General features: G+C 42.6%; 7 protein-coding genes and 1 pseudogene. 1 reads left to right on the top strand and 7 read right to left on the bottom strand.

The window, feature by feature from the left end; translation table 11 throughout:
- Positions 1-107 precede the first annotated feature (107 nt).
- A complete protein-coding gene (locus MOMA_RS05020) occupies positions 108-2972 on the top strand; it encodes a TonB-dependent receptor domain-containing protein (RefSeq protein ID WP_009767521.1) in 2865 nt (954 codons plus the stop codon).
- Positions 2973-3072: 100 nt separating this feature from the next.
- On the opposite strand, the gene MOMA_RS05015 is transcribed toward MOMA_RS05020, so the two are convergent.
- The 7 genes and pseudogenes from MOMA_RS05015 to MOMA_RS04985 form a co-directional block, all read right to left on the bottom strand.
- The gene (locus MOMA_RS05015) at positions 3073-6168 is read right to left on the bottom strand and encodes a lactoferrin/transferrin family TonB-dependent receptor (RefSeq protein WP_009767520.1); all 3096 of its coding nucleotides are present in this window, start codon (positions 6166-6168) and stop codon (positions 3073-3075) included.
- A gap of 122 nt (positions 6169-6290) precedes the next feature.
- Positions 6291-8381, bottom strand: coding sequence for a transferrin-binding protein-like solute binding protein (locus tag MOMA_RS05010; protein WP_009767519.1), 2091 nt, complete (start codon positions 8379-8381; stop codon positions 6291-6293).
- Between the two features lie 153 nt (positions 8382-8534).
- Positions 8535-10039: pseudogene (locus tag MOMA_RS05005) on the bottom strand (surface lipoprotein assembly modifier).
- Between the two features lie 237 nt (positions 10040-10276).
- Complete coding sequence (locus tag MOMA_RS05000; protein WP_009767518.1) at positions 10277-10687, bottom strand: ExbD/TolR family protein; 411 nt, start codon at positions 10685-10687, stop codon at positions 10277-10279.
- Between the two features lie 13 nt (positions 10688-10700).
- The gene (locus MOMA_RS04995) at positions 10701-11270 is read right to left on the bottom strand and encodes a MotA/TolQ/ExbB proton channel family protein (RefSeq protein WP_009767517.1); all 570 of its coding nucleotides are present in this window, start codon (positions 11268-11270) and stop codon (positions 10701-10703) included.
- 72 nt (positions 11271-11342) lie between these two features.
- Positions 11343-12314, bottom strand: a complete 972-nt coding sequence (locus tag MOMA_RS09870) for an energy transducer TonB (protein ID WP_009767516.1) — start codon at positions 12312-12314, stop codon at positions 11343-11345.
- A gap of 271 nt (positions 12315-12585) precedes the next feature.
- Positions 12586-13806, bottom strand: a complete 1221-nt coding sequence (locus MOMA_RS04985) for a capsule biosynthesis protein (RefSeq protein ID WP_009767515.1) — start codon at positions 13804-13806, stop codon at positions 12586-12588.
- Between the last annotated feature and the right edge of the window lie 47 nt (positions 13807-13853).

Raw genomic sequence — 13853 nt, 5'->3', positions numbered from 1 at the left:
TATTTATAATACAGTAGTTATAACACAGTATTTATTAATACAGAATTTATTAACACAATATCCATTCAACCCAACAAAACCGTGAATGCAATACAAGGGGAAAACCAATGCCGCAAACACACCAATCCAACCACCCATCTAAACACATCTTTAAACTTAGCCTATTGTCATTATGCTTACTCAACATCACTTACGCGATGGCTGCAGAAGACGATAAAAACAAAACCGCCAAATCACCCACCACACCATCTGTGGTGCTAGATGAATTGTTTTTAACCACAGAATCTGAACCTGAAACCTTTAAACCGTTTACCAAAGCCGCTGCCACCAGCGTGAAAGAAGACGTCTTTAAAGCCACCGAAAACGTAGATGCCATTGTGCGCAGCATGCCAGGGGCATTTACCCAGCAGGATAAATCATCAGGGCTTGTGTCATTAAACGTGCGCGGCGACAGCGGCCTTGGACGTGCCAACGTGTTGGTTGACGGCGTAACCCAAACCTTTTACAGCACCTCAACCGATGCAGGGCGCGGCGGCGGCACGTCGCAATTTGGTGCAGCCATTGACCAAAATTTTATCGCGGGCATTGAATTAAACAAGGGCAGTTTTAGTGGCAAAAGTGGGCTAAATTCACTTTCAGGGGCGGCTAATTTTCGCACGCTGAATGCCGATGATGTGATTAGCGACGATAAAGATTTTGGCTTTATCAGCAAAGGCATAACTGGTAAAAACGCCACCGATAAAAACTATATGCTTTCTACCGCAGCACGCAAATGGCTTGACAATGGCAGTATCAGTGTGCTCTATGGCTACAGTCATAAAGATGTCAGCCAAAATTATAAAGTGGGCGGCGGTAAAGAAAAGATCAGCGATGTGGGTAAAGATCTGCTGTTTGCCAGAAAAAAAGAAGAGTTTTTAAAAGGACATGTCTTAAAATACAACGAAACCACCAAAGCCTGGGAAAAGGATTTTTCTCAAATAGATGAAGACGAAGGCGATGTTTTATGGAAAAGAAAACGTAAATTTGGAGGCAAATGTTACGGTCTTGGTTGTCATGACACCCCAGAAAAGTTTGCAAAATATGTTAAAGATGCCGAAGAACAATGGGAGAAAAACGATGCCAAAAAATTTGACATCACCCCCATCGATCCGACTTCATTGCAACAAAAACAAGACAGTCATATGGTAAAAATCAATTATAACAATGATACCAGCGATCTTGGACTACAAGTGCGTAAAATGGACACCAAAATCGGTACGCGCAACATTACCAACAACAATTATCAACTAAACGCAGGCTTTAAACCCAATGACTTGCTTGATGTCAAAGTACTGGCCGCCCAAACCACAGGCGTGCAAAAATACCCCAAAGGTTCAACGTTTACCGGTTGGCGCTTGGATAAAGATTTTTCCGCCACCAACAGGGCTAAGATTTTTGACATTAACAATACGCACACTTTTTATTTGCCCAAAGAAACCGATTTAACCACAACCGTAGGCTTTAACACGTTGCGCAATGAATACGCCAACAGCCGCTTTCCAGAAGAGTTAAGTTTGTTTTATACCAATGAGCTATTGTGTGGTGGTGGCTATGATGCTTGTGGTGGACGTTATCAAGGTTCAAGTGGCGTATTGCCAAAAAAATCGGTGATTGTGCAGCCGTCGGGCAAACAGCGTTTTGACTCGGTATATTTAGATGCCTCGCTTAAAAAAGACAAATACCGCTTAGATTATAGTGTAAACAATACCAATTATCGGTTTAGCGGTGAGTATGCAGGTTATTTTGGCAGCAAAAAAGAGTTTGCCGATAAGTTTGGTAAAGATTCAGCCACTTATAAAAAATATTGCAAAGAAAATGGTTGCGATCAATACGAACCACTGCTTACCAAATCAGGCAAAAAACGTGCGGTCAATCACTCGGTAACATTCAGTGCCGAATATGACAATGGTTTTATGCCGTTTGTAAGTTTTGCCCGTACGCACAGAATGCCTAATATTCAAGAAATGTATTTTTCGCAAATTGGTGATGTGGGGGTCAATACCGAACTAAAACCCGAGCGTGCGCGCACTTATCAATTGGGCTTTAACATCTTTAAGCAAAGTTTGTTGGACGATAATGACACGCTTGGGCTAAAATTGGTAGGTTACAGAAGTCGCATTGACAATTATATTCACAATGTCTATGGCAAATGGTATGACACCAAAAATCCGCCAAGTTGGGTGGAAGCCGGTGCATTAAAAGGCTACACCATTCAACATCGCAATTGGCAAGCCCCTGTACATAAAAAAGGCCTGGAACTTGAGTTAAATTATGACACCGATTACTTTTTTGCCAATCTGTCATATGCCAAACAAACAACCGATCAACCGACCAATTATAGCGATGCCAGTGAATCACCGCTTAACAGTTCTAAAGAAGATCAATTAAAACAAGGCTACGGCTTAAGCAAAGTGTCTGTGTTGCCAAAAGATTATGGGCGTTTGGAATTTGGCGTGCGCGGTTTTGACAAAAAACTCACTTTAGGCAGTGCAGTGCGTTATTATGGTGAAAGCATTCGCGCCACCATTGATCCACGCTATATTGATGGTACAAATAATGACAATACTTCAGATCCGCGCACTAAAGGTACACGCACCATCAAGCAAACTGAAACCTTACCAAAACAGCCACTGGTGCATGATTTTTATATTGCTTATGAGCCGAAAAAAGATTTTGTTATCCGCTTTGATGTACAAAATGCCTTTGATAGACGCTACATTGACCCATTAGATGCAGGCAATGATGCCGCCACGCAGCGTTATTATAACTCTTACTTTAACGACATCAAAGAAGGCAAGCCCTGTCCACCGGGTGCACCAAGTGCATCGTGCGGTAAACCAGAAGCTGACAAAGACAAAAACACCACTCAATCCGTGTTAACCAACTTTGCCAAAGGGCGTTCGTTGCTTGTGTCAATGAGTTATAAATGGTAACTTAGCTTAATCTGATGTAAAAAAAGCACCAACAAAATGGTGCTTTTTTTTGAGCTTAAGCTTTTTTAGGTTTAAGCTTTTTTAGGTTTAAGCTTTTGGCTTAAAACTTCATCTCAAGTGCCAACGCATAATTACGCCCAGGTGCTGCATAGCGGCTATAACTGCCACTGGTTTTGTGCAAGGCGTTTGTGCCATTTGGAGCAAGGGCATTGTTTTCGGCGGTTTGACGCACCGCTTCCCACGTTTGGTAATATTTATTAAAGACATTGTTTACCCCTGCACGCAAGGTAAAATTGTCTTTTAGCGTAACATAAGCGGATAAATCCAGCGTTTGCCACGGCTCGGTGCGTGCTTTGGTGGTGGATTTTTCTTTGGTTGTACCGTCTATTTTGTGTTCATTGGCAAGCAATTCATCGTTATTTTTGGCAGCAGAATGGGTAAACATCGCGTTTACGCCCCATTGCTGGCTGGGGTGATCATAACCCAGGCCAAGTACATAGCGCGATGGCTGAATTGAGTCAAAAAAGATATCCGTCGCCACCAAATTGGGATTAATGGATTTGCTTTTTACTTTGACGTGGTTGTACGCAAGCGTAGAATGCAAACCTTCTGGCAGGCGTGAATTCACGGCATTTAAATCCAGTTTACCCAGTACGTTAACGCCTGATAATTCGGCGTTTTGGGCGTTATAATAACCACTTAGCACGGTATAAGGTTTTTGCCCTTTGTAGTTTTTAATCTCGCCACTGGTATGACTGATTAAATTGTTATAGCGGTTTTTAAAATAGCTCACTTCTAGGCGGCCGCTGTTGTGTTTAAAGGTTGCACCAATTTCTTGGTTGATGGATTTTTCAGGTTTTAAATTGCTGCAATGAATGGTTTTTTGACCGATATACCAACCTGAACCACCCGGTAAAACATTGCCATCACAATCCAAACCTTTTTGTGCGCCATTACGCCAACCGTACATTTCCGAAAAACTGGGCATACGAAAGCCTTGCGAATAGCGATACGCAATGTCTAGCCACTCGGTGGGTTTGACCACAATGCCTGCTTGATAGCTTAAATTTTTGGCAACCACTTTGTCTACATGTGCCACGTTGGATTGGTGTTTGGTGTTGTCATAACGCAAGCCAAGCCCCAAATCTACATATTTGCCGAGTGCCATGTTGTCGCGCAGCACGAGGTGATAATTTTGCCCTTTGATGTAGCGTCCATCACAATCAGCATAGCCGTTGGTTTTGGATTGACATAGATTTTCGGTTTGAACGCTAAAGTTTGTGGGTTTGTAGGTTTTGGCAGTTTGCGGGGTTCGGCCGTCTGGTTTTTTATTGTTAATGTTAAATTGGTAGAACTTGTCGTATAATTCTTTATACTTTTTCTCGCCCACTTGTCCGCCACCGTTGTTTTTAACAAACTCTTGGTATTTATTCCAATTAGGATTGCTTGAATTACAACCTTGGCTGCCAAAAGGCACATTGGCAAGACAAATGGCTTGGTCGCTATTGCCAATTAAAATTGGTTTTAGTTCATCTGGAATTTTTCTTGTTTCAACCGCTGCATATTCTTGTTTGCCATATTGATGTAACAAATCATGCTTTAAATCCGAATTAAAGCGCTCATAACCTGCCTGTACATTAACATTGTGCGTGGTATTGGCAATTTCAAGCTGTTTATCCAATGAGATTTTAAACAAATTGCGCTGTTCGTTATAGCGGTGTTTGTCGGATTCACGGGCGGTAAACGGCTTATCAGGCTGACAATTGCGGTCAACATTTGGATAAGTGGAGCAGTGGGTACTAAGGCGATGACTGTCTAAATGAATGTCTTGTTTGTCGTAAGAAAGGCGCGCTTTATCCAGCCATTTGTTGTTGCCATCATTTTGATAAACGTATTCTAATCCAAGGCGGTTTTTGGTGTGGTGTTCGTCGTGAAATTCACCGCGGGCAAAATTAATGCCGTAGCCTGTGAACTGTTGTGCTGTATTTTGTCCGCGCCCTTTATGCCAAGTTTCGCCCAAATTATCACCGCGATAAATACCTCTACTGATTACTCCGCCATCAGCATTGTTAGCACTTTTGCCTGTAATATCGTCTTTAGTAAAATATTTCGGCGTGGTCATATCCTGCATATCAAACATTTGTTTGGTTTTTTCATACACTGCACCGATATAATGTTCGTTATTAATGCGATAACCTGGGCGAATAAACAGCGATTTGCTGCTGTATTTCAATGGATTGGGCAATAAGCGGTCTTTGCCTGTATAGTCTTTGGCGCTGACGGTTTCGGTGATGTCGGTAATATACGATTGTAATTTTGGCTTATCTTCGCCCTCTATTTTAAACCATTCTTTTCTTTTGCTTTCGTCCACAATGGCATTGGCACGCGTGATTTGTTGCGTGGTTTTATAGGCATCATCATGAGCCTTGTATTCTGTGCCGCGGCGGTCGGTGTAAATAATCGCCGTTTCAAAACCGCCTGCTTTGCCCGCGGCCGCCACCGAATTCACCCAAGCGTTGTTTTTACTGGCATAGGCGGTTTTGGTTTGCACGCCCCAATCTTTGCCGTCTTTAATCAAGTCATCGGCGTTTTTACTCACAAATGCCACCGAACCCGACAACGCACCGCTGCCGTATTCTGCCGAGTTTGCCCCTTTGCTGATTTCTATCGCCTTGACGTTTTCGTATTCAATTTCATTAATCGCACCGCCGTTGGCATAATTACCACCTGCTACAGGGCGCTGAATGTGGTAACTTTGTGCTTGTGCCAGGCCGTCCACCAATACCGCCACGCGGTTTTTATCCATGCCACGGATAGAATAGCCCGAACTTGCCCCTTGCCCTTGTTCAACAACGGCGATGCCGGGGTCATAGCGGGTTAAATCGCGAATGTTTAATACTTGCTCTTTGCTTAAGGTTTCGGCATTTTTAACGATTTTACCAAGCCCTGTTACGTCTTTGCTGGTGCGCGTGAGTTCTTGAGTTTGAGTGAGTTTGAGTGCTTCTAGTTGTACTGTTGGTAGATTGGTTTGCTTGGATTTTGGCAGTTTTTTACTTTGTTTGTCGGTTGTTTTGGTATCTGTAGCACCAGTTTGCGTATTGTCAGCATTAGGAGCAGCAATAGCAAGCACTGGCATAACGGTCATTAAGGCAAAACATAAGGCGTTTAATTTAAACAAAGGCTGTTTGGTATTCATATATTCATTGCTCGTTTTAAATGATATCTTTATTATAGCATAAAAAAACACCCCAACCCCCTTTTATTGCTAGATGGTTGGAGTTTTGGGGTGTTCTTACTTAACGGTATTTTTGTTAACGATTATTTTTTAACTTCTTGTTTTTTTGTGCCAAAGACAACAGCGGCGTTGTTGCCATTATTGTTTTTGTAGGCAAAAGATCCGCCCATTTCATTGGCATCTGGTCCATAAAATCCGCCTTTAACTTCCGCATCTTTAATATGGATAGGATTGCCAAAAGTATTGGCCGAATCAGGTTTAAAGCCACCTTTATTTAAATCAGGCGTATTGGCTTTGGCGGTAAAGCCAGTGCCGTCAATTTTACCATCGGTAATGCTAAAGACATCTTTGGTGGTTTGTTTGTCATCTTTGTATGACAATTTACCTGTCAAGGATTTTTTGCCAAAATCTACATCAAAATCAGCAAAACGATTGGCCGGATCTACATCAAAAGCTGCAGAAGAGGCTTGACCTGTTGCCGTGCCACCTGTGCCTTTTGCACCAAGTAGGTAACCTGTCCATGATCCTTTATATTTGGCTGTACCAGTGGTTGGCATGTTTTTGTCAGTGCGTTCGCCTTGCAAGAATACCGCATTGTTTTCGTTTTGTGTTTCGCTGCCAAACGTCAACCAACCAAATTTCATGTATTGCAAATTATCACAACACACATGTACGGTAAGTTTGTCTTTTAGCACCGTGCTTTCGCCTGCTTTGTTGGTAGCAACGGGTTTTTCAACCGTGATGGTTTTTTTGCCGTCTTTGCTGGTTACTTTGTCGCCAGTCGCTACCAAATCAATCACCGTGCTACCAAGCACCAATTTGCGTGCATCGCCAAAGTTATTTAGCTCTTTGGACTCAAATGAAGCAACCAAATCTTTATTGGCACCGCCGTTGCCTGTTTGGTAAGCACCAATTATGCGTGCGTCCAAAATGGTTTTGTATTTGGTATTGTTATTTTTTTGTTCTTGTTTTGCACCAAACACGCCAAACACTGAACTGTCATCGGTTAAGAATTTACCTGCCAATTCCTCGGCTTTTGGCCCATAAAAACCACCCTCTAGTCTGTCTTTAGCATCAGTAGTAAATGGGTGTTCTGTAGTTTTGGATTTTTCACTTTCAGGAACGGTAGCACTGCCACGGAAGCGGTTGCCGTATAATTGAGCGGTGATGTTATAGCGGGTTTTAGTATCTGTACTATTGGCTTTTTCACTTTTTAACGTACCTGTTAGTTTTTTGTTACCAAAGTCAACATTAAACTCACTGCTGTGTTTTTTGACAGAATTTTCATCAGGTGAGATTAAGCTACGTCTGTCGCCACCTCTATCCAATGTGTCAAAATCAGAATATTTGCCACCATTTTTGGCATTGGTCATAAAATCCCAACTGCCTTTATAGGTTACAGAACCGCTTTCAGGCAACTCTTTAGATGGATCTTTACCCTCATAATACAGTCCACCATCATAACCATTTTTGGCAATTTTATTCTGTATATCAAGCACACGGTAAGTGGGTAGATAATGATGTCCAAAACGCACGTGTTCAAAATCGCTGCCCGTGCCTGTTTTAGTATTGTTAACAATTTTTACTTTATTGTATTCAGCTTTGGCAAGTTCTAAGGCTTTATCATCAATGATTTTATCTACCAGTGCTTTGATCTCTGCTTCAGTTTTGTTTTTATTATCACGTTTGGTGTTATCAGTAATAGCGGTGCGTTCTCTATTGGCTTGATCTTGAATGCTTTTGCTGTTTTTTAGGTTGTCCAAAATTTGTTTGTCATAAGGCTGAGTGGTTAAATTACCATCTAATTTTGCCAAATCGGTTTCTTTTAAGTCAACTTTTTCTTCTTTATTGCTTGGATGCCAATTACGTACTTTTAAATCCATTCCCATGCCCAAAGCTGGCTTTTGTAAATCTGACAAATTCTCTTCTGTGCGTTTTTCGGTGGTTACGTCTTGATAGGTAGGTTCGGTAGGTTTTGATGGTGCTGGAGGGGTTGGATTTGGAATTGGGTTTGGTGTCGCTGGAGGTTTTGGAATTGCAGTAGATGGTGGTGTTGTACTTGCTACGCCACTACCACCGCCTCCGCCACAAGCGGTCAATAAAATAGATGAAACAGCGACAAACAACGCACTGTAGCCAAGACGTTTGGTAGGTGCGGATAAACCTTTGGACATAACTTACTCCTAAGCAACAAAATGATTATGGTTAATAAAACGCTAGTAAAAATGATAACTATTATCGTTATATAATAGTATAACCCTACTTTTATAAATAAGCAAGGTTATTAAAGCATTTTTTTACAAAATAGTAAGAAAAATAAGAAAATATTAAAATCTGTAATCAAATTCAACAAAAGCACGCATTTTGTCATAACCAGAACGCAAATCATTGCTCTTGTTGATCGTTTTTGCCACAGTTAAGCGTGGCGTAATGCCTTTGATATGCAAACCTCGATGCCAAAATGACACAGAACCTGTGTATTCTCTATCGCGGCGAATTTGCCCTTGGCTAAAAAAACTTGGCGTTTGGTAACTTTTGCGCGCAACGCTTAAATTAGCACGCGTAGACAGCCCATTGCCCCATTCTTGCCCCCACGTGGCGCGCACGCTGGTACGCCGAAAATTATCGCTGTTGTCCTCTGGCACTTTGTTGTTATACACATCAAGCCCCAGTACAAAATAGCGCGTGGCGTTGGGTTGGTGCAAAAGCGCGGTGCTATAAAGCACGCTGTTGCTGTCGGAGCGCGGCCGCTGGTGATTTTTAGCGCGGTGGTTTCAATGGCGTTTAGGGTTTGTGTTTTGGGTGAAAGCCAATAATCAGCGCTTAAACGCACGCCGCGGCTGGTACTGTACAAATCATTGCCAAAAAAACGCCGCTCGGCAAAGGGGGCGATATTCACATCGGTTTTGGCATCGGCAAAGCCCAGTGTTACATTGGCGCGTCCCCAGTGGTCGTTATAATTTTTGTGGTTTAAATAATTTTTGCCATTGATTGCACCGCCAGCACCAATATAAAAGCCGCGCGGCAACGACCATTTTTTATCGCCGCCAAGTTGATACGTGAGCGCGGTGGCGTCAATCGGTGGTTCAAATTCCCAATTGCCAATTTTTTGCTGTTTGGGGGCGTTGTTAATGTTGCGTTCTTTATTGACATTAAAGCCCGCTTGCCATTGCCAAGTGTCGCGTTTTAATAACGCCGTTTGATATTGTTTGACAATATCGGCAATATTATTAGGCAAATTTTCGCTTTGCAATTTGTCAAATTGGTCTTTGGCGGCCTCGTTTTGTTTGTCAAAAAACAACGCGCGCGCCAAATGAAAACGCACCACGGTAAATTCTGGAAATTCAGCAATTAACGCGCGCAAGTGTTTAATGGCGGTTTTGTTGTCGCCGTCGTCTAGGGCAATGAGCGCTTGCGAGTAGTTAACGAGCGTTTGGTCTTGCTCGCTTTTAGGCAATTGCCGATAAATTGGCAACAGCGCGCGAATGCCTGCAAGGTTGTTGGTGGCGGTGGCGGAATTGAGCGCGTGATTGAGCAATTTGGGATTGTTTAATAATAATTGTTCATCGGCGATGATGGTGTCATTTTGGGTTTCTGGCTGCGGCTTGTCGTTTTGCTGTTCTTCTAAAAGCGGCGAGGGCGGTTTGGCGGAATTAATAATCAGTTCTGGCTCTGGCACTGGTTGCACTGTGGGCGGCGCGGCTTGTGGGTTGGTTGGGCTAGCGGCGTAAACGTTACTGGTTATAACGCTTGTTATAATACCGGCAAGACTGATAACAAAAAGTTTGCTGTTAACTTTACTACAAGTGGGGCGGTTGGTTTTTGGGTTCATTGTTCTATACGCGGTTGGTTAAAAATAAAAACAACACCTTGATGCAAGCTAAAAAGTCGCACCAAGATGTTAGCATTGTTTAGCAAGTTTTAACAATTAACCGCTGTGGTTAAAAATTAAAACTTCTTTACGCCCACTACATTACAGCCTTTAAACAACATTTCGTTGCCGGGACTGGTCATGTTAATGCCTAGGCGGTGATAGTTGTTTAACGTCATAATCAGCCCATTAATCAGTCTACTGGTTCGCCTGACTGACAAACGCAATTTTGCCAATGCCTGCGGCGCTGGCACTTGCCATCACTTGCGCAATGGTGTCGTATTGGCTTTCTTTGTCGGCGCGCAGCTGAATTTGTGGGTCTTTGCCTGCTTTGGCTTCGTCGCTTAGGCGTTTTTGCAAGGTTTCAAGCGAAATCGCCTCGCTGTCCCAAAAAATGCCCGCGTCTTTGTCAATGCTAATTTGAATCACTTGTGGCGGCTGCTCGTTTACACTGGCGCTGGTTTTGGGCAAATCCAGCGGCACGGTGGGGTTTAGCACCGTCGCGGTTACCAAAAAAATAATCATCAGCACCAGCATAATGTCAATTAAAGGAATGAGATTCATCTCACTCATGCCTTGCGAATCATCGCCATCCATTTGAAAGGCCATAATTAGCTCCTTATTATTGTTGTGGAGAGTGCATCAAACTTTTAGCGAGCAGTTCGTGCGAAATGTCGTTGGCTTCGTGCAGCGCTTTGCGATTAATGCGAATGACGATGTTGTAAAAAATCACCGCAGGAATGGCGACTGCCAAACCCAAACCCGTCATAATCAAGGCTTCACCCACAGGACCTGCCACTTGCCCAAGCCCTGCTTGCCCTGACTCACCAATACTGTGCAACGCGTGAAAAATCCCCCACACCGTACCAAACAAGCCAATAAACGGCGCGATGGACGCGGTTGTTCCCAAAACCGCCAAGCCCTTTTCACTGGCAAAACGGTAGCGGCTGATTTGTTGCAGCAGTGTTTGTTCAATCACCGCTTTTTTGTCGCCCGAGGGCAAATTGGCAAGTTTTGGCTGCATGGCGGCAAGCTGCGCCGATAAGCCGTCTTTGACCACGCTGGCTAGTTTTTTGCTTTGCATAATGCGCGTAATGCCAACAATCCACGACACAAGCGACAAGCCAAACAACGCAAAAAACAGCAGTTTGGTGATGATGTCGGTGTATTGCCAATATTGCATAAAATCCATAAAAACTCCTAAAATAAATAGTTTGGTCGCGTGGCGATAAGGTTACTTTTGTTCATGTTAGTGGTGTTCATGTTAGCGGTGTTCATAAGTCATCGGAATAATGACAATACCAACCACAGGTGTGCCATTTTGGGTAAAGGGGCGGAAGCGGCCGGTGCGAATTTGTTTTTGAGCGGCGGCATCAAACGCACTGTTGCCAGAACTTTGAGCAATACTCACTTGGGTGATTGCACCTTGTTTGTCAACGGTAAGTTTAAGCATAACCGTCAGTTGCTCGCCTGCGTTTAGACCACGCGTAATGTTGGCCGCCACAGTGAGTTTGGGTTTTCTACGCCAACTGGCATCGTTTTGTGAGAATGTAACAGGCTCTTGTGATGCACGTTCAGCAGCAGCTTTGGCTTTTGCTTCTGCAGCGGCACGAGCTGCGGCATCGCGGGCGGCTTTTTCAGCGGCTTCACGCTGGGCGTGCACACGTTCGTCGGCTTCGCGTTGTTGGCGTGCTTGCTCGATGCGTTCGTTCTCAAGTCTTTCACGCTCCACACGTTCACGTTCAAGGCGTTCTTGTTCAAGGCGTGCTTTTTCGCGCTCTTTTTCAAGTCGCTGTTGTTCAATACGCTGTTGCTCTTGGGCAATTTCCCACGCACTGGGGCTGTTGTCTTTATTGACAATCACTTCAGGCTTAGGCTCAGGTTTTGGTTCTGGCTTAGGCTCGGGCTTGGGTTTTGGTGGTTCAGGTTTTGGTTCAGGTTTTGGTTTTGGCTTTGGAGGCTCAGGTTTCGGTTTTGGTTTGGGCGTAGGTTTTGGTGGCTCAGGTTCAGGTTCAGGCTCTGGCTCAACAACAGGTTCAGGTTCAGCAGGCAACTCTACCACTTCTTGAATAAATTGCACTTCTATTGGCTCAGGCGATCCTATTTTTTTCAAAGGTACAGATGGCACTTGCCAAAGCCCTATCGCCACGCCAATGTGCAATGCGATAACACCAACAATAATGGCGGTTTTGGTTTGGTTTTTGAGTTTCGGAATGGTGTTATCAATATCAGTCATAAGTAATCAAAAGGCATTACAGCCAAGTTATCAGGTTTATTTTTGTGCTATTTTAAGTTAAGCTGTCTAACTGTTTTTATAAAATTGTTTTTATAAATTGTTTTCTAGATTATTTTTTCTAGACTGTTGTTTTAAATTGATTTTGCTAATAAGAATGATAATTATTATCATAGTATAATATAACTTTACGTTTGTTTCAATGCTTATCGTAAGTATTTTTTATTAATTAATAACCGATTGATTTTATTAAAAAAATACATTTAGACAAATTTTAAACAACGGCTACCCCCCCCCGTTTTATAAACCTTGGTTCATCTCTCCACGGTGATTTGCCATAAAATGAGCCGTTTAATTGAGTTTGTTCAATCAAATATTCGCGAAATTGGCAATAAAACTCGTTTTTGGGTTTTTGCGGAAATTGCCAAAAAGTCGCAAGTGATGGCTGATGGGTAAGTTTTGGTAAATCATAAATTGCCCGCCCCATGACTTTGGTCGGTTTATCGTGATAAACGGATTGTAGCCCTGTGGTACTATTAACCGTTATCATACCCAAACTATGCCTAATCAAACTTGGCAAGTGCATATCACAACCATAATGCACCCGATTTGCAATGCCTAGGTTGCTTGCCAACTGCTCAATCAACGCACCATACTGACGATGGGCTCTATCAAGCGGATGGTGCTTTAACACCAAATGATGGTCTTTGTTGGCAAATTTGGCAAAACTTGTTAACACTTCATCAATAAAATCAATAATATCACGATAATCACTGTGAAAGGTGATTTGCGAATCGTTATACACTTGCAAACTTACCAAAAAATACCGATTTGACAACGCGGTTTTGCATTTTTTTTCTAAATCTTTGTCCTTAAGATAACCTTTGGCTTTAATAAAAGGCGCTCTTAACCAGGTCATTGCCTCTTGCCAATTATCCATGCCACGATAATGGTGATAATTGGGAAATTCTTTTTGTCGCCACCATACCATGATATAATAAGCAATGGCTGCAAAACACAAGCGGTAAAAACGATTGTCCGTAAACAACGGTTTGTCATTGGCTTTTTGCAAATGACAAATTTCATCTACGTTTAACTGCGAATTGCCATTAATGCCATCTTGTTGCAAAGTAATGTAATCTGGGCGCAAATAGCCCTCTTCAAACACAAAAAAACCCACCTCCAATTGTTTACAAATCATAGATGCAATGGCATGATGCGGACGGCAATCACCAAAACACACGATCGCATCAATTTGCTTGCTTTGGATTAATTGACTTAAAAATATATCAAAATATTCTAAACTGTCTTTGTAATTATAAATATCACCAATATTGCGATAAAAAAACGCATCGCCAGCATTTAGGTTGATTTTGCTTACCTTAATGCCTTTTTTTTGCAAAAAACTGGCAAATCGGCTAAAAAAATTACCCATTTTGCCCTGAATAAGCAAAACGTGTTGATGTTTAAGCAAGTTTTGTAAAGATTTTGCCATTGCCCGATCGGTCTACAGTTAAAAAATAGGTAGTTAAAAAAAATAGG

The sequence above is a fragment of the Moraxella macacae 0408225 genome, from assembly GCF_000320365.1.
Classification (GTDB): domain Bacteria; phylum Pseudomonadota; class Gammaproteobacteria; order Pseudomonadales; family Moraxellaceae; genus Faucicola; species Faucicola macacae.
Note: the sequence above shows the minus strand (reverse complement) of the source record. Positions and strands in the feature narration are given on the sequence as shown.

Excerpts from the sequence above, each read along its gene's own strand:
- MOMA_RS09870 (WP_009767516.1), bottom strand. The coding sequence starts at position 12,314 with ATGACTGATATTGATAACACCATTCCGAAACTCAAAAACCAAACCAAA.
- MOMA_RS05000 (WP_009767518.1), bottom strand. The coding sequence starts at position 10,687 with ATGGCCTTTCAAATGGATGGCGATGATTCGCAAGGCATGAGTGAGATG.
- MOMA_RS04985 (WP_009767515.1), bottom strand. The coding sequence starts at position 13,806 with ATGGCAAAATCTTTACAAAACTTGCTTAAACATCAACACGTTTTGCTT.
- MOMA_RS05020 (WP_009767521.1), top strand. The coding sequence starts at position 108 with ATGCCGCAAACACACCAATCCAACCACCCATCTAAACACATCTTTAAA.
- MOMA_RS05015 (WP_009767520.1), bottom strand. The coding sequence starts at position 6,168 with ATGAATACCAAACAGCCTTTGTTTAAATTAAACGCCTTATGTTTTGCC.
- MOMA_RS04995 (WP_009767517.1), bottom strand. The coding sequence starts at position 11,270 with ATGGATTTTATGCAATATTGGCAATACACCGACATCATCACCAAACTG.
- MOMA_RS05010 (WP_009767519.1), bottom strand. The coding sequence starts at position 8,381 with ATGTCCAAAGGTTTATCCGCACCTACCAAACGTCTTGGCTACAGTGCG.